Source organism: Piscinibacter sp. PDB1-1 (assembly GCF_056675995.1).
Genome location: NZ_JBWVZJ010000002.1, coordinates 120,939 through 145,275, shown reverse-complemented (window position 1 = coordinate 145,275; position 24,337 = coordinate 120,939). Strand labels below are relative to the sequence as shown.

Annotated in this window: 20 protein-coding genes; 8 read left to right on the top strand and 12 right to left on the bottom strand. The window is 67.2% G+C overall.

Annotated features, from left to right (window positions below; genetic code table 11):
• Nucleotides 1–37 precede the first annotated feature (37 nt).
• Nucleotides 38–1,135: a substrate-binding domain-containing protein gene (locus tag AC1KAR_RS12425; RefSeq protein ID WP_480318084.1), complete on the top strand. Its 1,098-nt coding sequence runs from the start codon at nt 38–40 to the stop codon at nt 1,133–1,135.
• Nucleotides 1,136–1,188: 53 nt separating this feature from the next.
• On the opposite strand, the gene AC1KAR_RS12420 is transcribed toward AC1KAR_RS12425, so the two are convergent.
• From AC1KAR_RS12420 to AC1KAR_RS12390, 7 genes are all read right to left on the bottom strand, one after another.
• On the bottom strand, nt 1,189–2,001 hold the full coding sequence (locus AC1KAR_RS12420) for a hypothetical protein (RefSeq protein WP_480318082.1): 813 nt from the start codon (nt 1,999–2,001) through the stop codon (nt 1,189–1,191).
• Between the two features lie 166 nt (nt 2,002–2,167).
• Nucleotides 2,168–3,127 carry a beta propeller repeat protein gene (locus AC1KAR_RS12415; protein WP_480318080.1) on the bottom strand — a complete coding sequence of 320 codons (960 nt, stop codon included), beginning with the start codon at nt 3,125–3,127 and terminating at the stop codon, nt 2,168–2,170.
• Between the two features lie 151 nt (nt 3,128–3,278).
• Nucleotides 3,279–3,905 carry a PqiC family protein gene (locus AC1KAR_RS12410; protein WP_480318078.1) on the bottom strand — a complete coding sequence of 209 codons (627 nt, stop codon included), beginning with the start codon at nt 3,903–3,905 and terminating at the stop codon, nt 3,279–3,281.
• 3 nt (nt 3,906–3,908) lie between these two features.
• Nucleotides 3,909–5,612 (bottom strand): PqiB family protein, encoded by a 1,704-nt coding sequence (locus AC1KAR_RS12405; protein ID WP_480318076.1) that lies wholly within the window; start codon nt 5,610–5,612, stop codon nt 3,909–3,911.
• Nucleotides 5,605–6,258 carry a paraquat-inducible protein A gene (locus AC1KAR_RS12400; RefSeq protein WP_480318074.1) on the bottom strand — a complete coding sequence of 218 codons (654 nt, stop codon included), beginning with the start codon at nt 6,256–6,258 and terminating at the stop codon, nt 5,605–5,607. Before AC1KAR_RS12400 ends, AC1KAR_RS12405 begins: the two co-directional genes overlap by 8 nt.
• Nucleotides 6,258–6,920, bottom strand: coding sequence for a paraquat-inducible protein A (locus AC1KAR_RS12395; protein ID WP_480318072.1), 663 nt, complete (start codon nt 6,918–6,920; stop codon nt 6,258–6,260). Before AC1KAR_RS12395 ends, AC1KAR_RS12400 begins: the two co-directional genes overlap by 1 nt.
• 258 nt (nt 6,921–7,178) lie before the next feature.
• Nucleotides 7,179–8,348, bottom strand: a complete 1,170-nt coding sequence (locus AC1KAR_RS12390) for a sigma-54-dependent Fis family transcriptional regulator (RefSeq protein ID WP_480318070.1) — start codon at nt 8,346–8,348, stop codon at nt 7,179–7,181.
• Nucleotides 8,349–8,562: 214 nt separating this feature from the next.
• Between AC1KAR_RS12390 and AC1KAR_RS12385 the strand changes: the two genes are divergently transcribed.
• The 6 genes from AC1KAR_RS12385 (at nt 8,563) to AC1KAR_RS12360 (ending at nt 17,295) form a co-directional block, all read left to right on the top strand.
• A complete protein-coding gene (locus tag AC1KAR_RS12385; RefSeq protein ID WP_480318068.1) occupies nt 8,563–9,717 on the top strand; it encodes a sialidase family protein in 1,155 nt (384 codons plus the stop codon).
• Entirely contained in the window at nt 9,714–10,355 is a 642-nt protein-coding gene (locus tag AC1KAR_RS12380; protein WP_480318066.1) for a hypothetical protein, read from the top strand. Before AC1KAR_RS12385 ends, AC1KAR_RS12380 begins: the two co-directional genes overlap by 4 nt.
• A 48-nt stretch (nt 10,356–10,403) precedes the next feature.
• Complete coding sequence (locus tag AC1KAR_RS12375; RefSeq protein WP_480318065.1) at nt 10,404–12,383, top strand: LTA synthase family protein; 1,980 nt, start codon at nt 10,404–10,406, stop codon at nt 12,381–12,383.
• Between the two features lie 75 nt (nt 12,384–12,458).
• Nucleotides 12,459–13,307: a hypothetical protein gene (locus tag AC1KAR_RS12370; RefSeq protein WP_480318063.1), complete on the top strand. Its 849-nt coding sequence runs from the start codon at nt 12,459–12,461 to the stop codon at nt 13,305–13,307.
• Between the two features lie 13 nt (nt 13,308–13,320).
• Nucleotides 13,321–13,854: a GNAT family N-acetyltransferase gene (locus AC1KAR_RS12365; RefSeq protein ID WP_480318061.1), complete on the top strand. Its 534-nt coding sequence runs from the start codon at nt 13,321–13,323 to the stop codon at nt 13,852–13,854.
• A gap of 816 nt (nt 13,855–14,670) precedes the next feature.
• Nucleotides 14,671–17,295 carry an Ig-like domain-containing protein gene (locus tag AC1KAR_RS12360; RefSeq protein ID WP_480318058.1) on the top strand — a complete coding sequence of 875 codons (2,625 nt, stop codon included), beginning with the start codon at nt 14,671–14,673 and terminating at the stop codon, nt 17,293–17,295.
• Nucleotides 17,296–17,564: 269 nt separating this feature from the next.
• Here the strand turns inward: AC1KAR_RS12360 and AC1KAR_RS12355 are convergent, their stop codons facing one another.
• The 5 genes from AC1KAR_RS12355 to AC1KAR_RS12335 form a co-directional block, all read right to left on the bottom strand.
• The gene (locus AC1KAR_RS12355) at nt 17,565–17,732 is read right to left on the bottom strand and encodes a hypothetical protein (protein WP_480319414.1); all 168 of its coding nucleotides are present in this window, start codon (nt 17,730–17,732) and stop codon (nt 17,565–17,567) included.
• A gap of 310 nt (nt 17,733–18,042) precedes the next feature.
• A complete protein-coding gene (locus AC1KAR_RS12350; RefSeq protein ID WP_480318057.1) occupies nt 18,043–20,634 on the bottom strand; it encodes a GspE/PulE family protein in 2,592 nt (863 codons plus the stop codon).
• Between the two features lie 123 nt (nt 20,635–20,757).
• On the bottom strand, nt 20,758–22,059 hold the full coding sequence (locus AC1KAR_RS12345) for a TRAP transporter large permease (protein WP_480318055.1): 1,302 nt from the start codon (nt 22,057–22,059) through the stop codon (nt 20,758–20,760).
• Complete coding sequence (locus AC1KAR_RS12340; protein WP_480319412.1) at nt 22,052–22,561, bottom strand: TRAP transporter small permease; 510 nt, start codon at nt 22,559–22,561, stop codon at nt 22,052–22,054. The genes AC1KAR_RS12345 and AC1KAR_RS12340 overlap by 8 nt, the downstream gene beginning before the upstream one ends.
• Before the next feature lie 29 nt (nt 22,562–22,590).
• On the bottom strand, nt 22,591–23,577 hold the full coding sequence (locus AC1KAR_RS12335; protein WP_480318053.1) for a TRAP transporter substrate-binding protein: 987 nt from the start codon (nt 23,575–23,577) through the stop codon (nt 22,591–22,593).
• 162 nt (nt 23,578–23,739) lie between these two features.
• On the opposite strand from AC1KAR_RS12335, the gene AC1KAR_RS12330 reads away from it, so the two are divergent.
• On the top strand, nt 23,740–24,336 hold the full coding sequence (locus AC1KAR_RS12330) for a winged helix DNA-binding protein (RefSeq protein WP_480318052.1): 597 nt from the start codon (nt 23,740–23,742) through the stop codon (nt 24,334–24,336).
• The last annotated feature ends 1 nt before the right edge of the window (nt 24,337 follow it).

The window sequence follows — 24,337 nt, the reverse complement described above, 5'->3', positions numbered from 1 at the left end:
CGAACAAATAGGCGTTGCAGAGCATAAGGAGCAACCCATGCACAAGGTGAAGATCGAGACCCGATGGAGCATTGCCCGGCCCGATGGCGAAGGCCTAACGCAACGCTTGATCGACGTCCTGGTCGATGTGCACGAGCACGGCAGCCTGCTCGGCGCCTGCAAGCACTCGGGCATGTCGTACCGCCATGCCTGGCAGCTTCTGCGCCGCGGCGAGGCCTTGTTCGGTACGCCCTTGCTCAACATGGCGCGCGGCAAGGGCTCCAGCCTCACCGAGCTCGGCGAGCGCCTGGTGTGGGCCGATCGGCGCATCAACGCGCGGCTCGCGCCGCTGTTCGTGTCGCTCGCCTCCGAACTCGAGGCCGAGATCGAGAAGGTCTGCGCGCCGCTGCACTCGCTGCTGCACATCCACGCCAACCACGGCTTTGCAGTGGAGACGCTGCGCACCTTCATGGCCGACGCCGAGGTGCCGCATGAACTCAAGTACTGCGGCAGCGTCGAGGCGGTGGCCGCCTTGCACGCGCAAACCTGCGACGTGGCGGGGTTTGCCGTGCCCCTGCACGAGTTCGAGCCCGCGGTGGTCGCGCATTACAGCCGCTGGCTCTCGGCGCGCTCGCAACGCATCATCCACGTGACCACACGCGAGCAGGGCGTGATGGTGTCGCCTGGCAACCCGCTCAAGATCTACGACGTGGCCGACCTCGCGCGGCCCGGCGTGCGCTTCATCAACCGCCAGCCCGGGTCGGGCACGCGCCTGCTGCTCGACCTCATGCTCGCCAAGCAGGGCATCGCCCAATCGGCCATCCAGGGCTACGAGCAGTGCGAGTTCACCCACGCGGCCGTGGCCGCACACGTGGCCAGCGGCATGGCCGATGCCGGTTTCGGCGTGGAAACGCCCGCGCGCCGCTTCAAGCTCGACTTCATCCCGAGCCAGACCGAGCGGTACTTCCTGCTGTGCGACGAGCGCACCATCGACACACCGGTGATGCAGCAGGTGCTGGGCATCCTGCGCAGTGACGAGTTCAAGGCCGCCGTGAACCTGCTGCCCGGCTACCGCTCGGACGGCTCAGGCTCGGTGATGACCCTCGGCGAAGCCTTCGAGACGCTGCAGAGCGTTGCGCCACGGCGCAGGCGTTGAGCAGGGCGCGCACAGGCGCTTCGGCGCTGGTCAGCAGCGTGCTGGACAAGGGCCTACAGCACACGCCCCAGATCGAGCGACCAGGTGAACTCGCGCGCGGGTTTGGCGCGCTCGTCGACCGTGTGCAACCACAGCGTCGTGTCTGCAAAGCCCCACTGCCGCACGTTGCCGTCGTCGAGACCCACGGTGGCTACCGCGAGGCCCTCCGGGAACCTTGGCGAGTACAGCACGAGGTGATCGAAGTGATTGACGAAGCGCTGCGGGCCCAGGCGCTCGTAGTCGGTGTGGTGCATCACGAGCAGCGCGTCGGGTCGCAGCTGCAGCGTGCTCAGGTAGGTGAACGGCGCGGCCGTTGACCAGTCTGGTTCAATGCGGCCGAGGGATGTCAGGCGGTCCGCAGCCGGGTCATAGACATAGAGGCCCTGCCTGGCTTCGGGCCGGTGGTAAGACACCTGGATCAGCACCCGGCCTGCCGGCAAGGCGATCACCTCCGAGGCCGACGACATGGCCCACCTCGACTGGTCGGGTTCGAAGGCTGCGATGCTGGCGCGCCTGAACCGGCTCGCATCGCGCGTGTCGAGTTGCCAGAGCGAGACGTGGCGGTCGTCGCCGAAGGTGTTGACCACGGCAATCGGCGGTTGGGTCGACGCCACGTGGGCTTCGATCCGTGCGCGAGCGGTGGCGGGCTGCAGGTCGATCGCGCCCTCGGGCGGCTTGCTGTTTACCGCGAAGCGGCGCACCGGCGCGTAGCCCGGCGCTGGCGGCTCCGGCAATGTGGCTGGGGCCGCTGACTCGGGCTTGAGCACGCTTCCGAGCTGCGGGTTCACAGTCGACGTGAATTTCTTCTTGAACAGTCCGAAGAGCATGGTCTGGCTTGCGGCGTTGTTGGATGGGGTCGGCTCGCAGCCAACAATGAACACGCAGGCGAGCAGCCCGAGCGTGCATCGCCGGGCAGCCTCAAGAGCGTGTCGGCTGCAAAGGCGAATGGTTGTTCTCTGGCGCACGGGCGGGGATGCGTCTGTCGCGAAGGGCTCAGATCTTGCGCCGTACCCACGGCCGCGGCGCATCGACTGCGGGGTCGTGCACGACGTAGGCAGGTGCAGGCTGGCTCGGCTCGGTGAAGTACGCGTAGGCTTCGCCGCCGGTCACGGTCGACGCCTGGAAGGTCGACCGGCGGATCACGACCTCGCGGCCCACGAGTTCGGCGGCACCTTCGCGGGTCGCGATGAAGATCCGGTCACCGACGCGGGCCATGCCAGACAGTTGCAGAGGTGAGGTGGCGATCTCCGAGAACCCCGCGCCCGCCGAACCCACGAGCACGCGGCCGGCATTGCCAGAGGCGCTCACCAGCACCGAACCGTTGTCGAGGGCCACCACCGCGGTCAGGGTCTCGTTGACCTCAGGGCCGGCGGGCACCGCGATGGGTGAGAACCTGCGGCCGTCCCAGTGAAGCAGCGTGCGGGTGTCGCCCACCGCGTACACGTCGTTGGGGCCGGTTCCGCCGAACTCCAAGATGCCGACGCGGGCGTCTGCGGCAACCTCGTGCACCAGATGCCACTGGGTGCCGTCCCAGCGGTAGATGTGACCGCCGTAGACGGCGGCGAAGACGTTGTCATGGTCGACACCCCACAGCGCGTTGACGTTCGGGCGCAGACCATCGGGCAGCCGGGGGAGTGCCGTCACCGACCAGCGGGTGGAATCGTCGCGCGACTCGTAGATGACATCTGTCGCTTCGGGCCAATCGACGGGCACGGTGGTGGCGACGTAGCCATCAGCGCTGGCGACCCAGAGATGGTCTCCGCTCCCCCACATCACGCGCAAGGTGTCGTTCGTGGAGAGCAGGTGCTTCAACTTCAAGGGGCCTTCGAGGCTCTTTCCGAGCGCGTAGACATCGCCCACGGCGTCGCCCAGGTTGTGCGGCTCGCTGGAGATGAGCAGCATGGCCACGTCTTGCGAGCGTTCCACGACGGTAAGAATCGAGCTGGTGATCATGTGGATGAAGGGTGAGCAATGGATGCTCAGGTTGCAGGTGGCGAATGGATCTTGTCGGTCCGAGACACGATGTGGGAGTGAAACTGCTGCCGAGCCATCGCCAGGGCGGCGCGCGCCTGACGGTATGACGCGCCGGGAGGCGCTCTGGTGCTCAAGGGCAGCGCACGTTCGCGCCGTTGGCCATGGCCAGCAGGCGCGCACCGATCTCGTCGCCCAGCCGCGCCACGGCGCGGCGGTGTGCGGCGGCCAGGGCGTTCAGGTCGCCCGCTGCAGGTTCGTGGATGCTGCTGCGGCACATCACTGGCGTGCCCTTGCCGGTGGTGGCGGACTGGGCTGACCAGAGGGCGTCCAGCCAGACCTCTTTGCCGGCGATCGATTCGAAGCGTTGCACGTCGACCTGCACGCGCACACCCGCCTGGCCGGGCGCCGTGCGGGCGTCGACCGCGGCGTAGCGGTGAGCGAGGCGCTCGAACAGCGCGGCGCGCAGTTCATCGCGCAGCGGTGACACCCATTGCTCGCCTTCGAGCACGCGCAGGGTGTCGTCGGGCAGGCGCACCACCCACTGCTGCTGATCCACGGCTGCTGGCACGCGCACGGGTGCCAGGTCTACCGACAGCGGTGGCAAGCCGCGCTCTGGGCTTGCGGCATCGCTGGTGGAGAGCAGGCTGTGGTAGCGGGTAGGGGGCGTTGATGAACACGCCGAGAGAAGGGCGAGCGTGCCGACGGCAAGTGCGGCGAACGCATGCGAGAAGAACGGGGTGGAGACTTGAGCCTTCATGGTTCAGCGGCGCTCGGGGTTGGGGGTGGGCGCGGGCGCGGTGGTAGTTGCAGGCGCGGGACTGGCGGTGATTTTCTCGTCGTCGGGCTTGCCGCGCAGCAGCGACTCCGGGTGGCGCTGCAGGTAGTCGGTGAGCACGCGCAGCGACTGAGCGGCGCGTTGCAGGTCGAGCAGCGTCTGCTCGGCGTTGCGCTGGATGGGTGCGCTCGGGTCGAGCAGGTGGCGGTCGGCGCGTGCGAGGGTTTCCTGCACCGATTGCAGCGTGCGCCGCACTTCGGCGAGCGAGGCTTGCGCCTCGGGGCGCAACTGGTCGATGGTCTGGCGTGCCTGCAAGAGCGTGTCGTTCAGGTTGCGGCCGATCGCATCGAACGGCACCTTGTTCACCTTGGCGACGATCTCTGCGATCTGCGGCTGGATGTCCGACAGCGTGCCCGGCACCGTGGGGATCAGCGGCACGCCGTTCTGCGCATCGAAGTTCACGCGCGCGGCCCGCTTGGGGAAATCGAGCGCGATGTACATGCTGCCGGTGAGGAGGTTGCCGCTGCGCGCCTCGGCGCGCAGGCCGCTCGTGACCAGGCGCTGCAGCAGCTTGATGTCGCGTTGAGCATCGCTGTCGGCCGGGTCCTGCAGCGCATCGCGCACGGCGCCCAGGCGCGTGGGGTAGATCTCTGCGTCGACCACCACCGGGAAGCGCTTTCGATGCGGGTCGTAGTCGAGCCGGACCGACTTCACCGAGCCGATCTCGATGCCGAGGAAGTCGAGCGGCGCGCCGATGGTCAGGCCGCGCACCGATTGGTCGAACACCATGCGCACGGCCTGAGGCGGGCCGTCGGGCGGGGCGAGCGCGGCCTTGCGGTCGTCGAACAGGGTGAACCGGCTGCCATCGGCCGCGGCCGGCAGATCGCGCGTGCCAGGAGGGCGCTCGAAGGACACACCGCCCGAGAGCACCGATGCCAGGGTCTGCGTGTGAACGCTCAGGCCGCTCGGGTCGAGCGTGACGTCGATGCCGCTCGCGTTCCAGAAACGCGTCTGCGCGTTGACCAGCCTGTCGTAGGGCTCCTCGATGAAGATCTGCACCGACAGCTCGTCGGCGATCGGGTCGAGGATGTAGCCCACCACGCGGCCCACGCGGTTGCGGCGGTAGAAGATCGGCGAGCCCACGTCGAGCGAGCCGAGGTCTTCGGTCAGCAGCACGAAGGCGCGGCCCGGCTCCCCGCGCAGCACGAAGGGGGGCGCCTCCAGGCCCTTGAACTCGCGCCGCGGCTTCTCGGAGACGCCGGCATCAACGCCGATGTACGCGCCGGAGAAGAGCGTCTCGATACCGCTCACGCCGGCGTTGTCGACGCGCGGGCGAACGACCCAGAAGCGGGTGTCGTCGACCGCGATGTTCGAGACCGAGCGGTCGAGCCGCACCGTGACCTGCACGTTGGCGCGGTCTTCGCTGAGCGACACGGCCTCGACGCGGCCGACCACCACCGCCTTGTAGCGCACCTCGGTGCGGCCTGGGCGCAGGCCGTCGGCGGAGCGGAACTCGATGGTCACCTGCGGCCCGGTCGCCATCACGGCGCGGATCAGGAGCGCCAGCCCGACGGCAAGCGCCACGATGGGCACCAGCCACACCAGCGAGGGGCCGCGCCAACGCTTGGTGATGGGGGCGGGCGGCGAGGTGTCGGGTTGCAGCGCAGCGGGTTCGGTGTCGTCAGCCATGGGCTCGCGGGTTGTCGGGTGCCGAGGGTTCCTCGGGCCAGATGAGTCGGGGATCGAAGCTGCCGGCTGCGAGCATGGTGAGAACCACCACCGCGCCGAAGGCCAGCAGCCCGGCTTCAGGTTGCACGTTGCCGAAGGGGCCGAAGCGGATCATGCCCACCAGCAGCACGACCACGTAGACGTCGAGCATGGACCAGTGCCCCACGGCCTCGATCATGCGGTAGAGCTGCGCGCGCTCCAGGCTGCGCCAGCACGACTTGCGCTGTGCCGTCACGATCAGCAGCAACAAGGCGCCGATCTTGAGCAATGGCACGGCGATGCTCGCCACGAACACGATCAGGGCGAGCAGCCAATCGCCGCCGTTGAACAGCTCGACGATGCCGCCCAGGATGGTGTGCTTGTTCTCGCCGCCGAGCACGCTGTTGGTCGACATGATCGGCAGCAGGTTGGCCGGGATGTACAGCAGCAGCGAAGCCAGCGTGAACGCCCACGTGCGCTGCAGGCTGCCCGGTACGAGGTGGTGCAGCGGCGCTGCGCAGCGCGGGCAGCGCAGCGGGCTCGGCTCGCTGCCGGCCTGCACGAGCTGCGAGACGCGGCCGCACACGCGGCAGCTGAAGAGCTTGTGCGAGGCGCCGGTCTGCAGCATCAGGTAGACACCCCGCGCACGAGCGGCCCCGGCTGCACGGGGCCGAGCATGCTGCTGCGCTTCCACATGGCCTGCGTGCCCGCCGCGGTGATGGCCGTGAGCAGCAGCGTGAGGGCGGCATACGCGAAGAGGCCGATGCCCGGTGTTGCACTCGTGAGCGAGGCGCTGCGAACCACGGCCACCAGCGTGCCCATCATGAACACCTCGACCATGCTCCAGCGCGTGACGAAATCGAGCGCACGCATGGCAGGCACGAAGCCGCGCGGCACCACCCCGCGGATGAGCGACGCCAGCAGGTAGATGCGCAGCAGCGTGAACACCAACGGCAGCACCTGGGCCGTGGCGGCCGTGAGCAGCGCCACGAGTGGCGAGCCGGCCTGCCAGGTGAGGGTGATGGAATCGGGCAGGGTGGCCTGCGCTGTGACGCCGCGCGAATCGAGCGTGACGATGGGCGCGCTGTTGCCCACGATCAGCAACATCAAGGCCGCCAGCGAGAAGGCAAGCAGTGTTTGCGTGCGCAGGATGCGGCCGCGCCCCAGCATGGCGTTGCAGCGGCGGCAGCGGGCGACGATGCCATTGGCCAGATCGATGCGCTCATGCACGGCATCGCATTCATCGCAGACCACGAGATCGGGTCGCGCTGCCAGCACCGGCTCGGTCATCCAGGCATCCTTTCCGAAGGGCGATGGGGCATCTTAGGGCAACGCTGAACAAGCCCCCGCAGCCGCCCGCATCCTTGATTTCGGAGGTCTGCGGCGTTGCAAATGCTCGCGATACCTACGGGTATCGCTGTTCTTTGCGCCTTGCAGCCCATCCGAACTCAAGGTGCGGCAATCTGCGGGGACTTATTCAGCGTCGCCTTAGGCCAAGGCCCCGTGATCCGGCGGCGCGAGCTTGCCCGCTTGTGCCCGGGCTTGGCGCTACGCTGCGCCGTCTTGCGCAGACCCAGCCGCGCGCAGCTTGCGGTAGATGGTGTTGCGCGCCACGCCCAGTTGGCGTGCGGCGCGCGAGATGTTGCCGTTGGCATCCGCCACCGCCTTGCGAATGGCAGACAACTCCTGCTCCTGCAGCGTGCTGGCCGGCGCGGCAGGTGCAGCGGCGGGCGGCGATGCGGCCGGTTCGATCGCGACGCCCGTGGCCAGGGAGACCGAGGGCCAGAACGTCGGCCAGTTGAAGTGGGCGCGGGCATGCAGGGTCTCGCCGAGCCGGGCGCCGTGTTGCGGGTGCAGCAGCATCGGCGCGTCGGCGTGTTGGCGGCAGTGGTCGGCAATGCGGGCAAGGCTGAGGCCGAACACGGCCTCCAGGCCGAGCTTGCGCAGCGCGGGCATGTTGAGCCCCAGTAGCTCGAGCGCGCTTCGGTTCGCGCCGAGGATGCTGCCGTCGGGCGAGATGGCCACGCGGCCTTCGCCCACGGTGCCGAGCAGCTCGCGCCGGGAATGAAAGTGCAGCCGCAGGCCCTGGCGGAAGCGGTCGCTGAACCAGTGGTTCTCGATCATGCGCGCGGACATCGCCACCATGCCCAGCGTGTGCGCGTGGTACGCCTGCTGCGGGCCGCTCACGTCGAGCACGCCCATCAGTTGCCCGGTGTGATCGAAGATCGGCGCGGCCGAGCAGGTCAGGAAATGATTGGCGTGCAGGTAGTGCTCCTGCGCATGCACGAGCGTGGGCGATTCGGTGAAGAGCGCCGTGCCCACCGCGTTGGTGCCCTTGGCCGCTTCGGCCCAGCTCACGCCGGGCAGCAGCGACACCTGTTGCACCCGTTCGAGAAAGCCCTGGTCACCCGTGACATGCAAGGTGTTGCCCTGCGCGTCTGCCAGCGCGACGATGCTGTGAGTGGCCTGCAGCTGCTGGCAGAGCATCTCCATCACCGGCGTAGCGTGCTCGAACAGGCGTTGATGTTGCTCGCGCAGCTGCCGCGCTCCCAGGGCCGACAGCGGGTTCTGCTCCGGGACGCGGCTTTCGGCTAGGCCCATGGCGCGGCAGCGCTCGTGCGATTGCTCGATCGCCCGGTGGTGGTCGGGTGTCTGCAGCAGGGGCAGGTGCTGCGAGGGGGCGGCCAACGGGTGCGGGGCATGGCGGCTGCTGTGCATGGGGTCTCCTCGTCCCGTCGGCTGGGGCGTTCGAGTGCGCCGGCTCGGGCCGCGCCATTCTGCACCGCGCTGCGCCAACGTGCAGCGTGGCGGCTCGCCCGTGGCGGCGTTGGCGCCCGCGCGCAGGGTTGATGCAGCCTGAGGCCGGTACGCGCTGTCACAATCTCGCCCGGTTGTACACACGGCACATTCAGACTCGGCACCCCAGATGCAAGTGAAGCGCAGGTTCGGCTTTTCGTGGGCATGGCTGCTCGTGGTGGTGTGCCTGCTGGCGTACACGGGCCTCGAGTGGTGGCATTGGCGGCAGGCACCCGCGGGTGGCGCCGTGCCGCTCAAGATCGCCCATCACGGGCCGCGCAGCTTCCGGCTCGTCGAGGCGCGCCACACCACCATCCCCATGCCAGAAGGCGTGCCCGCGGCTCATGCCAGTGCGCTGGCCGGGCTGCCCAATGGCGAACTGCTGGCGGTCTGGTGGGCGGGCAGCCGCGAGAGCGGGCCCGACGTGCGTGTGTACGCCGCACGCTGGCGCGAGGGCAGCTGGAGCCCGGCGCGCATGGTGGTCGATCGCAAGGAGCTCGGCCAGGCGCTGCACATGGGCGTGCGGCGCATCGGCAACCCGGTGCTGTGGGTCGCGCCAGACGGCCGCGTGCATCTGTATGTGGTGGCCACGGGCCTCGGGGGCTGGGCCGCGGGGCGCGTCGCGCAACTCGTGTCGGACGACGGCGGCAACAGCTTCAAGGCTCGGCGCCTGTTGCCCCTCACCCCGCTGTGGAACATCAGCGTGCTCGTGCGAACCCGCCCTGTGGGGCTGGCCGATGGCGGCTGGCTGCTGCCGGCCTACTTCGAGCTCGGCAACAAGTACCCGATGGTGATCTCGTTCAATGCCCAGGGCGAGCCGCGCTGGGTGCGCCGCATCGGCGGCTCGGTTACCTCCCTGCAGCCGGCCTTGCTGCCCCTTTCGGGCACCGAGTTGCGTGCGGTGATGCGCGACCACTCCGAACAGCGCCGCGTGCAGCAGGCCGAAAGCCGCGACGGCGGGCTGAGCTGGCAGGAGCTGCCCGCCAGCGATGTCGTCAACCAGGACAGCTCGGTGGCAGCGCTGCAGCTGGCCGACGGCGGCTACGTGCTCTTGCACAACGACGCCATCCCCGGAGGCGGCTCGCCGCGCCAGTGGCTGCGCCTGTCGACGTCGACCGACGGCAAGGATTGGGGCGGCGGCGTCGACATGCGGCGTGGCCGCCTCGGCGACGAGTTCTCGTACCCGAGCCTGGTGCAGATCGGCCAGCAACTGCACATCACCTACACCCAGCAGCGCAGTGCCATTGCCCACCACGTCTACGACATCGTGTACGCAGGAGACCTCAAATGATCCTGCCGTGGCTGACCTTGCAAAACGCCTACGCGCACTTCGCGTGGGCCATGGTGCTGGCCGCCTGCGGCGTGGGGGCTCTCGCCTGGCGCCGGCCGCTCAACCTGAAACTGGCATCAGGGTGGGTGGTGCTGGTGTTCGCCGCCTGCGCGTTGCCTGGCTCGGCATCTCCTTCGTACTGGCTGAACCTCGTGTTCCATCTGCCGAGCCCCATGTTCCTGATGTGCTGCACTCTGGCGGTGTGGGCCCACGCGAGCGGGGTGGTCGGGCACCGCGTGATGCCTGCCTTCATGTCGGCCGCCATCGCCATCGTCGGCCTCGTGCTGTATGCCGACACCACCGGCTGGCTCTCGCTCGGCCTGTACGTGCGCGGCTACGGGCCCGAAGCGGCCTTCGGCGGCGTGATGGTCGGTGCCATTGCGCTGTGGGTCATCACGAGCGGGCGCCACCATCAGGCGTGCGTCACGGTCGCGCTGTCGCTCCTGTTCTTTTCGCTCACCCGATTGCCCAGCGGCAACGTGTGGGATGCCCTCATCGACCCGCTGCTGTGGCTGTGGAGCCTGTTCAGCCTGGCGGGCCGTGCGCTCGATTGGCGGCGAGCCCGCCGTGCTGCGGCCGCCTTGCCGATCACCGCCTGACCGATTGCATCACCCATGCGCCCATTGAGTTCATACCTGCGTTCTCACTTGCGCCTTGCCCTGGGCATGGCCGCGGTGCTCTTTGCGGCCGGCCTCGTGGCCCGCGTCGTGTTCGGCTGGTGGTTCGCGCCGCCCGGCATGAATGCAAGCGACTGGCTGGGCGCGATGTGGCTGGGCGCGCGGTTCGATGCGCGTGTGGCGCTCGTCAGCGTGCTCGTGATGTGGCTGCTTGGCGCGCTGCCGTGGATCGGCCCGCGCCTGCGCCCGCCCAAGGCGCGCGGCCTGTGGTGGGCCTGCTGGATGATCGCCGCCGCCGTGTGGGGCCTGGGCGTGATCTTCGATGCCGGGCACTACGCCTACCTCACGCAGCGCCTCACCTCCGTCATCTTCTCGCTGGCGCGCGATGCGGGCGAGGCCACCGGCATGGTCTGGCAGACCTACCCGGTGGTGTGGATCACCCTCGGGTTCGGGCTGTGGATGCTGCTGTGCCATGCGGTGTTCGGCGCGCTCTGGGCTTGGTCCACGCGCGCACCGCAGCCGCGCCCCTGGCCGGCACGCATGGCCGGGTTTGCTACGGTGCTGCTCGCGATGTTCGTGGTGCACGGCAAGCTCTCGCAGTACCCGCTGCGCTGGAGCGATGCGGTCGAGCAGCCCAACAGCTTTGCGCAGTCGCTCGCGCTCAACCCGCTGCACAGCCTGTACGACAGCTGGAGCTTTCGCAGCCAGCGCCTCGGCGACGAAGAGATGCGGCCGGACGCCGACCAGATCCGCAGCTTCGTCGGTCTGCCGCCGCTGAAGCCCGGCGAGCCGATCTCCTTTCTGCGCGCCGTGCCCGAGCGGGCCGGCCACGAGCGACTGAACGTCGTCTTCGTGCTGCTCGAATCGTTTGCGGCCCACAAGACAGGCGTGCTCGGCAACACGCTCGGTGCCACGCCGAGCTTCGACGCGCTGGCTCGCGGCGGCCTGCTGTTCAGCCACATGATGGCCGCGCACAGCCACACGGCGCGCGGCGTGTTCGCCACCGTCACCGGCATCCCTGACGTCTCGCGCGAATCCACCGCCTCGCGCAACCCGGCGGCGACCAACCAGCAGACGGTCATCAACGAGTTCAAGGGCTACAACAAGTTCTACTTCATCGGCGGCAGCACCTCGTGGGCCAATGTGCGGGGTGTGCTCACCGCCAACATCGACGGCATCGAGATCTATGAGGAGGGGCGCTACAAGTCGCCCTCGGTCGATGTGTGGGGCGTCTCCGACAAGAACGTCTTCATCGAGGCCAACGAGATATTCAAGGCGCAGAAGCAGCCCTTCTTCGCCTTCATCCAGACCAGCGGCAACCACCGGCCCTACACCATCCCCGATGAAGATCTCGCCGCGTTCAAGCCGCCCCAGCCGAGTGACGACGAGCTGAAGGCCCAGGGCTTCATCTCGCGCGATGAATATCGCGCCTTCGCCTACCTCGACTGGTGCATCGGCCAGTTCATGCAGCGCGCCAGCCAAGAGGCCTACTTCAAGAACACTGTGTTCGCCTTCGTCGGCGACCACGGCATCATCGGCACCACCGGCCCGCACCTGCCGAAGTCGTGGAAAGACCTCGCCATTACGCAGGGCCACACGCCCTTCGTCATCTACTCGCCGAGCCGCGTGGCGCCGCGCCGCGTGGACACCTGGGCGCAGCAGGTGGATGTGATGCCCACCATCGCCTCGCTGGTCGGCATCGGCTACCGCAACACCACGCTCGGGCGCGATCTGCTCGACTCTCGTTTCGACAGCACGCGTGTCGCCTTCGAGTTCCAGTTCACCGGCCCTGACGAGTTCGGCGTGCTGGTCGGCAACCACATGCTGATCGACCGCAAACCACCGGTCATCTACGACATCCGCGCCGAGCAACCGGGTACCAACCTGCTCGCCCAGACACCTGTAGCACCCGAGATCGCACAACTGCAAAAGGACTGGGGTCACTTCCCGCTGGCCTACCGCAACGCGGCGCTCTACATGCAGACGCACAACCCGCGCTTGAGCGATTGAGTAGCAGCACCCGCCGGCCACCTCATGCACCTGAACGCGCGGCTCCACCCCCCCAGTGAACTCAGCCGAGAGGCATTGTCCGAAGCCATCGCGCCCGATTCGGGCGACCCGGCGAACGCACGCTACGCGGTGCGCGTCGGGGCCGATGACCTGCAACGCGTGCTGGCGGCAGGCGAGGGCGCCGATGGCTTCGGCGTGTCGGTCGAGATCGTGCTGAGCAAGCAAGAGATGAACTCGCTCGCGTGGTACGAGCCGGTTTGCCGCAAGGTCGCCCCTGAGACCGACGCCGACTACGACAAGAACTTCGCCGCCTGCCAGGCCAGCCCGCTGCGCGATGCCGGCGCCGAAGAGCCGATTCGCCTGGTGCAGGGTTTTTCGCTTACGCGCATCGGCATCCAGCCCAACCACATCGCCGGCATAGGCGAATGGACGGGTGAGTTCCTTTTGGGTGCTGCCGCGCAGGCGGCCTTGCAGACCGAGGCGCTCTCGGGCTGGAGCACGGTGCCCATCCACCACACCAAGAAAGGCACGCCACATGAAGCTGGTTCGCAACTGTTTTGCGAGCACGTGCTGCCGCCCTCGGTGCGTGACTGCTCGATCGACGCGATTCATAGTCGCCACGAGCGAGAGCACGGCAGGCTGCGGCGGCTGGGCTGCGCGGCCTACCCGGCCGGAGCGCTGAGCCAGCGCCCCGACTTCAACCGCAGCGCCGAACCCTGGCAGGGCTGGCACGGCTGGCCCGCTTGGGTGGTGAGTGCGCGGGTCAAGGCCGCTGTCGAGCGGCACGGGCTCAAGGGCTGGCGCTTTCGCCCCGTCTTCGAAGCCGAGAGCGATCTGTACCAGCAGTACCTCGCCGCCTGGACCGAACTGAGCCGACTTGTGCGCGCCACGCGCAAGTCCGCCTTCGATGGCGGGCAGTGGTAGTGCAGGCGGGCGCATGACTGAACCAGCCGTGACCGTGCTGCGCACCGACCGCCTGGAGTTGCGCCGCTTCGACGAACACGATGCCGCCTTCGTGCTGGCGCTCGTCAACGACCCTGGCTGGATCGCCGCCATCAACGACCCCGGTGTGCGCACGCTCGATGACGCCCGCCAGTGGATCGACACCCGCATGACCCAGGTCTACGCCCGCCTGGGCTTCGGCTTCTGGGCCGTGCTGCGCCAGGGCGACGCGCAGCCAATCGGCCTGTGCGGTCTCTTCAAGCGCGACAGCCTGCCCGAGGTCGATGTGGGATACGCCTTGCTCCCGGCTTATCGCGGCCAGGGCTATGCGAGTGAAGCCACACGTGGCTGCCTGGCCTACGGCCGCGAGGTGCTTGGCCTCACACGCATCCTGGCGATCACCTCACCCGACAACCTTGCCTCACGGCGCGTGCTCGAGGCCGCCGGCATGCGCCTAGAGGATCGGCGCGTGCTGGAGGGGCAGGAGCGGGAGTCGTGTGTGTATGGGTGGGCGGCGGAGTTGGCTTAGGGGCAACTTGCGTCCTGCAACGGTTGCGAGGTGACTTCGGCTTGCGACCCGTTGCAGACCTTCGTCTTGGCGCTTTGCGCAGCGGCCTGCGCCGGTGTGCGCCACGGCTACGGCTCGCGCAGCGCTTTCGCGAGATCTCGGACGTGCTCGTCCTGCAGGCGCCGCAGGCGCAGCCGCACCTGCTTGGCGGCATCCCCCACCCATGCCAGCTCGTCCATCACGCCTCCCGTCGTTTTGAAACGGCGGATTCTTGGTCGCTCGCCAGGACGTGGCCATCGCCCTCAAGACGGCACGCTGTTGGATGCACCCGTTCGAATGTCGCTGGCCGAACTTGGCAGCACGACTGGTCGCTCCGCCGCCGGCGGACCTCAACCCTCTCGCATCATGGCCCCAGGGCACGGCACAAAGTCGAAAGCACGAATCCAGTCGTCAGCGCCGCCGAGCGCACGCGATTCACGCCGCCGATCACTCAGCGCGGCAATCCACGCCCATCGGCCAGACTCAGCTGGCCTCTCGCCGAATGTGAGGGCATGCCCATCTAGCTGCAAGGCCGCAGCCCAATGGAGTCGGGTGGGCTACAGGTTTTCGAAGTTGATCGGCGCGTAGTTCGTTCGAACACCCGGCATCACTCACTGCCAAGAGAGCCGCGGGGGAAGCCTGCATCCCAAAGGAAAAAGTGCGTCCTCGTGAACCCGATCACGCAAGCCAACGCACGCCGCACTGGGGGGCTCAGTAGAGTCAGACGGCCTCCTCGGAGGGAGCGCCCGACACCCTATTGGGTGAGGTACGAGTACCACCCCAGAAGCTTCAACCAGAATGAACAAGTCCATCCTCTCGGCCACCCTGGCAGCCACCCTTTGCGCCTGCGGCGGCGGCGGCGGCGATGACAACAGCAGCGGCACCAACGACAGCCCTGCACCCGCCTCCCAGCACAACCTCAATCTGACGGTGGTCGGCCTGGCCGCGTCTGGAAGCTTGGTGGTGTCGGACAACCTCGGCCACAGCAGAACCATCTCGGCCAACGGCGCCCACCAGCTCGCCACCTTGAATGACGGCACAGCCTTCTCGGTCTCCGTCACCTCCCAGCCCACCGACCAGGGCTGCCACCTCGTCGAGTCTTCAGGCACGCTGAACTCAGATGCCGTGCTTGAGCTGCGCTGTGAGGCAGCCCTCACGCTACCGCTCGGCGACACCTACAAGGTCAACCAGGTCGCAATCGCCGTCGTGCCAATCGGCGCCACCAGCGTGTCCGCAACCATCGACGGCAACACCGTGACGACCAGGCTCAGCAGCAGCACGCTCAGTTTCATGGTGCCGGCACTCGCCTCCGGCAGCCACCTGCTGGAAGTGACCGTCGACGGGCGCAAGTTCTCCAGACAGCTGACCGTCACCCCCAACCCGCTCGCTGTTCCCGCGACCCAGTACCTCCATCAGCGGGCGGACGCCCTCCTCGACACCCTCCAGACTCAGCTGAGCAGCACCACGCTCGCGGCTGCCGATCGCGCGGTCCTTCAGCAAGTGCGCGCTACCCTGCAGAGCCAGGCTGCCATCATCGACTCGCTGCCGGCGGCCGAGGCGTTGCGGATTGCGCAGCTGCTCGCCGCCAATGAAGCGGCTCTGCCCACGGACGCCGTCGCGTCACGGTTCCAGACCCTGAGCGCCGCGCACCGCGGCGCCACCCCAATGGGCGCCGCCGAGTGCGTCCGAAGCGGCAAGCTCTTGGCCGAGGGCATGGTGTTCCTGGCCAGCGGCATTGGGCTGGCAGCCCTGGCACCCGCATCCGGTCCTGGCGTCGCCTTGTTCGGCGCTGTTGCCGTAGCTGCGTTCGTCACCGGGACGGAGACCGCGCGCGCCGGCATGGCCGGCATCGGGAGGGAGTGCTTCGACGCCGAAGAGCTGGGGGTCGAATCCTCGGGAGGCTCGCAATCGGTGGCTCTGGGCGCAGATCGCAGGACCGCACAAGCAGCCAAGAAGCCGCTTGCGGTCGGCAGTCGACTGGAGTTCATTCACGAGGAGTCCCTGTCCTTCACCCCCTACGCCGACATGCGCCTGTCCGAAACCATCACCGATGGCTCGCTGTCGACGGCACGCTCGCTCCAATCCGGATACGCCGCCGTCTATGCCCGACTGTCGCCGTTCATCAGCTTGCCGGCGAGCATTCCCGCGCTGGACGCCGCGGCAGCCCTCAAGCGGGAGGAGCGCAAACGCGACCTCGACGCGAGCAAGTTCTCCGTCTCGGTAGCCGCCCCGACCATCACCAGCTCGCTGACCACTGCCAGTGGCCAGCTTGCACTGACCTTCAAGTTCAGCGAGACGCCCATCCCAAAGACCCCCACGGGCTTCGAGTTCGTCCTGCACCACACGGACTACCCGAATGCCGACGGTGGGCAAGCTGCGCGTCTCTCACCACCGGCACTCCCCATGCCTCCTGAGCTGTCGGTCCTGGTCTACCGCGATGGCGAGTTGAGAAGCATGCTGCCGCAGTCCCCTCGTTCGCGCTACGCCATCGTTGACCGCCCGACACACGGCACGGTGACGCTGGTGAACGAAACCACGGGTGAGTTCACCTACCGCCCCAACGGGGGGTATTCGGGGGACGACGAGTTCAGCTTTGCCGACGACGAGTTCACCTTCACCGTGACGAACGCTCGCGGAACGAGCCTGCCGACGAAGGCCCGCATCGAAGTGCGCAGCTGCACGCTGGAAGACAGCAGGGGCGTCCTGTCGCTTGAGTGTGGTGCAACGCTGCCGCAGTTCTCGTTGGTGAACCGAGACTCGACCCAGTTGAGTCAGGTTGCGCCGTGGGCGGGGCACGGCCTCTTCATCTGGGGCACGGCCAGCTATCGCACCTACCAAGAGAACATGTACCTGTCCCCCGAGCGTGCGCTGTACGCGCCGTCTGGAAGTGCCTTGTACTTGTTGGCGACAACCGCCGCATACGACCCTACCACCGACACCTTCCTGCGCTTGCATTCGAGCGGGACCTTTGACCTGTCCAGTGAGGCCTTCGTGGCTGACACCGGGACTAGCCGCATGCGCTCCACCTACGTGCGCCACCGCGACGGGAATGGCTACATCCTGAGCTCAGCCAGCCTTGGAAGCGCGTCTATCGAGCGGCTCGGCGCCTTGGGCGACGTGGTGGTCGATAACAACATCCACACCGTTGCCCTCGCCGGCTACGACAGTGCCGGCAACCCGCAGTACACCGGCACCTCTGCCCTCTGCAGCGTCAACTACAGCTTTGATGACAACGGGAACTACATACTTCTTGGCACGTACAGACTCGCGACATCCACCGTGCTGGCCGATGGCACGCGGACACCCTATGTGTACTCACAAGTCAGCACCTGTCCATTCACCCTTGCGCAGTTCGACACCATTGCGCCGCTCGTCAAGCCGAGCAATGCGCGCATGAACTGGGCAACGCGAGCGCTTCGCTGACCCGTCACTTCGAGAAGTCGACTCAGAACGACGGCGATTCGAGAAAGCGCGCGGGACGTCGCTCCTCCTGGCTGGCTTGGCCAGGCCTCAACCAACACTTCGTGAAGACCTTGCATCCCATGCACGCCCTCAGGACCGTTTGCGTGGCCATCCAGGTCTGGGTGACAACGGGTGGTGGTAAGCCTGGGTTCGATCGCGATGGCGCCAACGGGCCATAGTCGAATGGCCGACTAGGCGGAACGCCAGCGAGGCGGCCGGGAGTCAGCAGGTCAGTTGTAGTCGTCCTCGAGTTGGTGCCGCGCAGTCAACACGACGACCAGTCCAGGCCCGGCGACTTCATACTCGATCACGTAGCCGCGGCTGCCGAAGGTCACGACGAGTTCGCGCCGCATCGGGCCTCGTGCACCATGGGCCTTGCGGTAGAGGAGCGGCGTGATCGCCAGGACGCCAAAGGCAGCTCTGATGGCAGCGACGGCTACGACGTCTGCTCGGGCACAGGGACGTCACCACGACTATGATCTACACGCACGTGATGAAGCAACCAGGGTTCGGAGTGCGAAGTCCTTTGGATCGGTAGCACCCGAGAGCCAACCGGGTCGCCCAGCACCGGTCTCTCGCAGGCGTCCGGTGTTGGCCGAAAGCGGCCCCTTCCAACATTGAGCTACCACCACGCTGAAGCGCCGCACCACAGTGACTCCAACCTCCCGGTCTGTGCCAAGGAGACTCAGGCCAGGCGGCCCAGCCACCCTACACGTTGCTCGTCGCCCTCACCTCAGCCAGGCTCGTCACCCCTTGCAGCACCTTCTCGATGCCGTCCTGCCGCAGCGTGCGCATGCCTTCGAGCATGGCGGTTTGCAGCAGCAGTTCGGCGCGGGTGCCGGTCTGGATGAGGTGGCGGATCTCGCGTGAGACGACCATCAGCTCGTGCAGACCCGCGCGACCACGGTGGCCGGTGTGGCCGCAGTGGTCGCAGCCGGGGCTGTGGAACATGCGCAGGCGGCCGTCGCTGCCGAAGCGGCCGAGCCATTCGGCACGCAAGGTGCCGCGGTCGAACGCGGGGTGGTCGGCGGGGCACACGTGCAGGTAGTCGTCGAGCAGTTCGTTCACTTCGTCATCGGTCGCCAGGCGCGATTGACGGCAGTGGCTGCACAGGCGTCGCACCAGGCGCTGCGCGAGCACGCACAAGAGCGAGTCGGCGAAGTTGAACGGGTCCATGCCCATGTCGAGCAGGCGGGTCACGGTCTCGGGCGCGCTGTTGGTGTGCAACGTGCTCAACACCAGGTGGCCGGTGAGCGAGGCTTCCACGCCCATCTGCGCGGTCTCTTCGTCGCGCATTTCGCCGACCATGATCACGTCGGGGTCGGCGCGCAGGAAGGCGCGCAGCGCCTTCGCAAAGGTCCACTCGATCTTCGGATTCACCTGCACCTGGCGCAGGCCGGGCTGGGTGATTTCGACCGGGTCTTCGGCCGTCCAGATCTTGCGCTCGGGCACGTTGATGTGGCTGAGCGCCGAGTGCAGCGTGGTGGTCTTGCCCGAGCCGGTTGGGCCGACGCACAGCACCAGGCCGTAGGGGCGCTCCATGGCCTCTTTGAGGTGCTGCAGGTTGTAGGGCGAGAGACCGAGGTTGTCGACCGGGATGGGCTTGGCCGAGGCCAGGATGCGCATCACCACGTCTTCGAGACCGTTGTTGGTGGGGATGGTGGCCACGCGCAGCTCGATCTTGTGCTGCGCGCTGAACTTGGCGAAGTTGATCTTCCCGTCTTGCGGCTTGCGGCGCTCGGAGATGTCGAGGTCGCACATGATCTTGATGCGCGCGATCACCGCGTTGCGGTAGTTGGGCGGCAGCTCCAGGTGCGTGCGCAAGAGGCCATCCTTTCGGAATCGCACCTTGATCTTGTCGCGCCCCGGGTAGCTCTCGATGTGGATGTCGGAGACACCCTCCTTGTGCGCGTCGATGATCAGGTTGTTGATCAGCTTGACGAGCGAGTTGTCCGATTGCTCGATCTGGCGCTCGTCTTCGAGCGCGCCCGAGTGGCTGTCTTCCTTCTCCAGTGTCTCGACGAGCTTGCCGGTGTCGGGCATCTCGAAGGGAATCGGGTCGGCCACGTTGGCCGCCGTGAAGCGCTGCAGGCTGGCGGCGCCGATCTTCTCGTAGCACTTGAACAGCACGTCGTCGAGGTTCAGGCACTGCGCAAGCACCGGCACGCACTTCATCTGCGTGATGAACTCGACCTCGTCGACCACCGAGCGGCGGCGCACCGGGTCGTCGAGCGCGATCACCAGCCGGCCGTCTCGGATCATCAGTGGCATCACCTGCACGCGCAGCGCCACCGAGTACGGCAGCTTGCGCACGGCCTCGTCTTCCACGGGGAAGGCATCGAGCTTGACGAGCGGGTAGCCCATCTTGCGGGCCAGCGCCGTCTGCAGGTCTTCACGCGAGACGATGCCCATCTTCACCAGCAGCTCGCCCAGCGGCACGTTGCGGTCTTGCTGCTGCTGCGAGAGCGCGTCTTGCAGTTGCTGATCGGTCACCATGCCCAGCGAGGTGAGCGCCTCGCCGATGCGCACCATAGGCATGCGCGCCTGCTTCTCGATCGCCGCCACGAGCTGATCGGCCGAGACCACCTGGCGCAGCACCAGGATGTCGCCGAGCTTTTGCTCGCGCATCTGCTTTTGCACGTCGGCGGCCTGCTCCACCTGCTGCGGTGTGGCGACCTTCTGCTCCACCAGCACGTCGCCGATGCGCGGGCCGATGTCGCAGTGCTTGTAGTTGGCGCGCGGCACGAACAGACGCTGCACGCTGCCCTTGTCGTCGACCGGCGGGAAGAGGAACAAGCCGTGTGCGTTCTCCACATGGCCGATGGTGGTTCCCTCCATGCGCCCGCCCTCGACCAGCTCCACGATGAAGGTGCTGCGCGGGCGCTGCTCCAGCATCAGTGCGTGTTTCTCGTGGGTCACGAGGGTGGTGCTGATCGGCTTGAGCGGCTCCATCACCCGCAGTGAGCGGAACTGGCTGAAGCGCAGCGGCATGGTGGTGCGTGCGGGCGGCACTTGAACGTGCGCCACCTGGTCATCGGGCACGAAGAAGATCAGCCGCCCGGCCACGGCCTTGCCGTTGGTGCCGATGAACTCGCAGCCCTGCGCCTGGTGCTGCTCGTCGGCATCGGGGTACGAGGCAAACGGCGGCGTCGGCCAGCGGAACGGTGCGTGGCGAGACTTCTCGATGGCATCGATGCGCGGAAGACCCGGCGCGGCACTCGGTGCGGCGCTCGGCGTAGTGCTCCGTGAAGAGGCATCGTTCGTGAAATCCATGTTCACGAAATCGGACAGATCGGACATGTTGGTTCCCCAGGCGCTGCGGCGGCGCGCGTGCAAGGCAAATGCGCGGAACGGTTTTCCGCTCAACCATGGTAGGGAGCGCGTGCCGGGGAGAAGGCACGAAATACGCGGGAAAGGCGCGGCTTACGCCTTCATGTGAGTCGGGAGAAAAGTCACGATCTGCGGGAAGGTGTAGAGCAGCAGGGCCACCATCACCATCAGCAGAAAGAAGGGCAGGGCCACGCGCGAGAGGTAGCCGATCTCGCGGCCAGTCATGCCTTGCAGCACGAAGAGGTTGAAGCCCACGGGCGGCGTGATCTGCGCCATCTCGACCACCACCACGATGAAGATGCCGAACCACAGCGGGTCGATGCCCGCCTTGGCCACCGTGGGCAGGATCACCCCCATGGTGAGCACCACCATCGAGATGCCGTCGAGAAAGCAGCCCAGAACCACGTAGAACACCGTGAGCACGGCAAGCAGCTGGAACTGGCTCAGCCCCAGCCCGGCGATCCACTCGGCCAGGTGGCGCGGCAGGCCGATGTAGCCCATCGAGAGCGTGAGAAAAGCCGCGCCCGCCAGGATGAGCGCGATCATGCAGTAGAGCCGCGTGCCGCCTAGCAGCGAATCCTTGAAGGTCTGCCAGCTGAGCGAGCCCTGCACCGCCGAGAGGATCAGCGAGCCGACCACGCCCAGCGCGGCGGCTTCGGTGGCGGTGGCGATGCCGGTGTAGATGGAGCCGAGCACCGCGGTGATCAGCAGCACCACCGGGATCAGGCTGCGCGAGGCCTGCAGCTTGGCGCGCAGCGACAACGGCGCGTCGGCCGGTGGAATGAGTTGCGGGTTGCGCCACGACCACAGCGCGATGTAGCCGGAGAACGCCACCGCGAGCAGGATGCCCGGCAGCACGCCGGCGATGAAGAGCTGCGAGATGGACACATCGGCCGAGACGCCGTAGACGATCATGATGATCGACGGCGGGATCAAAAGCCCCAGCGTGCCGGCGCCCGCGAGCGAGCCGATGGCCATGCTGTCGGGGTAGCCGCGGCGTGCCAGCTCGGGCAGGCTCATCTTGCCGATGGTGGCGCAGGTGGCTGCGCTCGACCCCGACACCGCCGCGAAGATCGCGCAGCCGACCACGTTGGTGTGCAGCAGGCGGCCGGGCAGGTGCTGCATCCACGGCGCGAGGCCCCGGAACATGTCCTGGCTGAGCCGCGTGCGAAAGAGGATCTCGCCCATCCAGATGAAGAGGGGCAGGGCAGTGAGCGTCCAGCTCGATGCAGAGCCCCAGATGGTGACGGCCATCGCGTCGCCCGCCGGGCGCGACGAGAAGAGCTGCATGCCGATCCACGCCACGCCCGAGAGCGTGAGCCCGATCCACACCCCACTACCGAGGATGAGGAACAAGGAGACGATCAGCAGTGCGGTGATCCAGAGGTCACTCATTGCGCAGCGACTCCGAAGGGCTGGCCACGGCACGGCGGCCGCTCAGTTCGAGCAGCAGCTCGTCGATCAGGGCGATCGCCAGGATCACGGTGCCGGCGGCCATCGAGAGCTGCGGGATCCACAGCGGCGTGGCGTCCATGCCGGTCGAGATGTCGTGAAAGCTATGAGATTGCCACGCGAGCTTGCAGGCGTAGAAGGCGAACAAGGCGGCGAGCGCCGAGGCTGCGCCCAGCGCCCAGATCTCGAATGCGCGCTTCCAGCGAGGCGAGAGCGAGTTGATGACGAGCGTCACGCGGATGTGCTCCCCGCGCTTGAGCGTGTGGGCCAGCGCCATGAAGCCCGCCGCCGCCATCAGGTAGCCGGCGTAGGCATCGGCGCCGGGCAGGTTGGCATGGATCTGCCGGCCGACGATCGACACCATCACCATGCCCAGCAGCCCCACCATGCACGCGGCGGCCAGTGCCGCCGCGCCGTCGTAGAGCTGGTCGAGGGCGCGGCGCAGCAGCGGAGGCTTGTGGCCGGCCACGGCCATCACATCTTCTTGTAGGCGTCGACCACGGCCTGGCCTTCAGGCCCGGTCTTTTGCAGCCATTCGTTGAGCATGGTCTCGCCGACCTTCTTCAACTCGCCCTTCAGTTGTGCCGAGGGCGCGGAGATGGTCATGCCGTTCTTCTTGAGCAGGTCGAGGTACTCGTTGTTCTTGGCGCGCGAGACGGCCCAGCCGCGTGTTTCGGCATCGGCACCCGCCTTGAGCACGGCAGCCTGCGTGGGCTTGTCGAGTGCGTCGAAGGCGGCCTTGTTGACCAGCACCGCGTTCTTGGGCAGCCACGCTTGCGTGTCGATGAAGTACTTGAGGTGTTCGAACGTCTTGGTGTCGTAGCCGGTTGCGCCAGACGACATGTACGACTCGATCACGCCCGTGGCCATGGCCTGCGACAACTCGGCCGCCTGCACCGTGACGGGCTGTGCACCCAGCAACTCGGCGATGCGCGACGTGGCCGGGCTGTAGGCGCGCCACTTGATGCCCTTGAGGTCGGCCGCCGAGTTGATCGGCTTCTTGCTGAAGATGCCTTGCGGCGGCCAGGGCACGGCGTACAGCAACATCAGGCCCTGCTCGCCGAGCTTCTTGTCGAGCACGGGCTTTTGCGCCTTGTAGAGCTTGGCCGATTCGTCGTAGCTGTCGGCCAGGAAGGGCAGGCCATCGGCGCCAAAGATCTGCCATTCGTTCTGGTAGTTCACCAGCAGGATCTCGCCGATCTGCGCTTGCCCGCCCTGCACCGCGCGCTTGATCTCGGGAGCCTTGAACAGCGAGGCGTTGGCGTGCACCGTGATCTTGAGCTTGCCGCCGGTGGCCTTGTCGACATCGGCGGCGAACTGCGTGAGGTTCTCTGTGTGGAAGTTGCTGGCCGGATAGGCGGCCGGCAGATCCCACTTGGTCTGCGCGTGGGCGGGGCCCGACAGGACGCCAGCCAGCGCGAGCGCGGCGGCGGCGGACAGGGAGCGACGGGTGAGATTCATGGCGTTCCAGTCAACGAGGTGGATGAAGGGAAGGAGCACGTGCTGTGCCAACCGGGGGTGTTCGATGGCACATGCCACGGCAATTAGCGATGGCGCTTGAAGTCTAGAAATCATTCCGATAAATTGTCAATAAATTTTCAATGTTTCGCGGGAAAGCACCGAATGCCCAGCGCCAAGACTCCCAGAACGCCCAAAGCACCCAAGGCGCCTACGAGCCCCACGACCGTCAGCGCCCGGGCCGGCGGCAAGGCCGGCGCCGACGCCAAGCGCGGCATCGTCTCGTCGTCGCACCTCGTGTCGCCGCGCAGCGTGGAGCTGTCGGAGTTCGAGTTCGGGCTCATCGTGGCGTGGAACGCCTTCTCGCGCTGGGCGGTGCGCTGCATGGCCGCGGCCGGCTGCCCCGACCTCACCATCACCGACGTGCTGCTCATGCACCACATCAGCCACCGCGCCCGCAACAAGAAGCTGGCCGACATCTGTTTCGTTCTCAACTACGAAGACACGCACGTGGTCGCCTACTCGCTCAAGAAGCTCGTGGCCGCGGGCATGGCGCAGGCCGACAAGGTGGGCAAGGAAGTCTTCTACAGCCCCACGCCCGAGGGCGAGGCGCTGGTGCAGAAGTACCGCGAGGTGCGCGAGGCCTGCCTGGTCGACAACCTCGACGTGGAACGCAACCACGACATCGGCGAGATGGCGCGGCTGCTGCGCACCATGTCCGGCATGTACGACCAGGCGGCGCGTGCTGCCACATCGCTTTGAA

Coding starts and splice junctions, on each gene's coding strand:
- AC1KAR_RS12365 (WP_480318061.1), top strand. CDS start 13,321: ATGACTGAACCAGCCGTGACCGTGCTGCGCACCGACCGCCTGGAGTTG.
- AC1KAR_RS12360 (WP_480318058.1), top strand. CDS start 14,671: ATGAACAAGTCCATCCTCTCGGCCACCCTGGCAGCCACCCTTTGCGCC.
- AC1KAR_RS12405 (WP_480318076.1), bottom strand. CDS start 5,612: ATGGCTGACGACACCGAACCCGCTGCGCTGCAACCCGACACCTCGCCG.
- AC1KAR_RS12390 (WP_480318070.1), bottom strand. CDS start 8,348: ATGCACAGCAGCCGCCATGCCCCGCACCCGTTGGCCGCCCCCTCGCAG.
- AC1KAR_RS12335 (WP_480318053.1), bottom strand. CDS start 23,577: ATGAATCTCACCCGTCGCTCCCTGTCCGCCGCCGCCGCGCTCGCGCTG.
- AC1KAR_RS12350 (WP_480318057.1), bottom strand. CDS start 20,634: ATGTCCGATCTGTCCGATTTCGTGAACATGGATTTCACGAACGATGCC.
- AC1KAR_RS12410 (WP_480318078.1), bottom strand. CDS start 3,905: ATGAAGGCTCAAGTCTCCACCCCGTTCTTCTCGCATGCGTTCGCCGCA.
- AC1KAR_RS12415 (WP_480318080.1), bottom strand. CDS start 3,127: ATGATCACCAGCTCGATTCTTACCGTCGTGGAACGCTCGCAAGACGTG.
- AC1KAR_RS12395 (WP_480318072.1), bottom strand. CDS start 6,920: ATGACCGAGCCGGTGCTGGCAGCGCGACCCGATCTCGTGGTCTGCGAT.
- AC1KAR_RS12400 (WP_480318074.1), bottom strand. CDS start 6,258: ATGCTGCAGACCGGCGCCTCGCACAAGCTCTTCAGCTGCCGCGTGTGC.
- AC1KAR_RS12380 (WP_480318066.1), top strand. CDS start 9,714: ATGATCCTGCCGTGGCTGACCTTGCAAAACGCCTACGCGCACTTCGCG.
- AC1KAR_RS12330 (WP_480318052.1), top strand. CDS start 23,740: ATGCCCAGCGCCAAGACTCCCAGAACGCCCAAAGCACCCAAGGCGCCT.
- AC1KAR_RS12345 (WP_480318055.1), bottom strand. CDS start 22,059: ATGAGTGACCTCTGGATCACCGCACTGCTGATCGTCTCCTTGTTCCTC.
- AC1KAR_RS12425 (WP_480318084.1), top strand. CDS start 38: ATGCACAAGGTGAAGATCGAGACCCGATGGAGCATTGCCCGGCCCGAT.
- AC1KAR_RS12420 (WP_480318082.1), bottom strand. CDS start 2,001: ATGCTCTTCGGACTGTTCAAGAAGAAATTCACGTCGACTGTGAACCCG.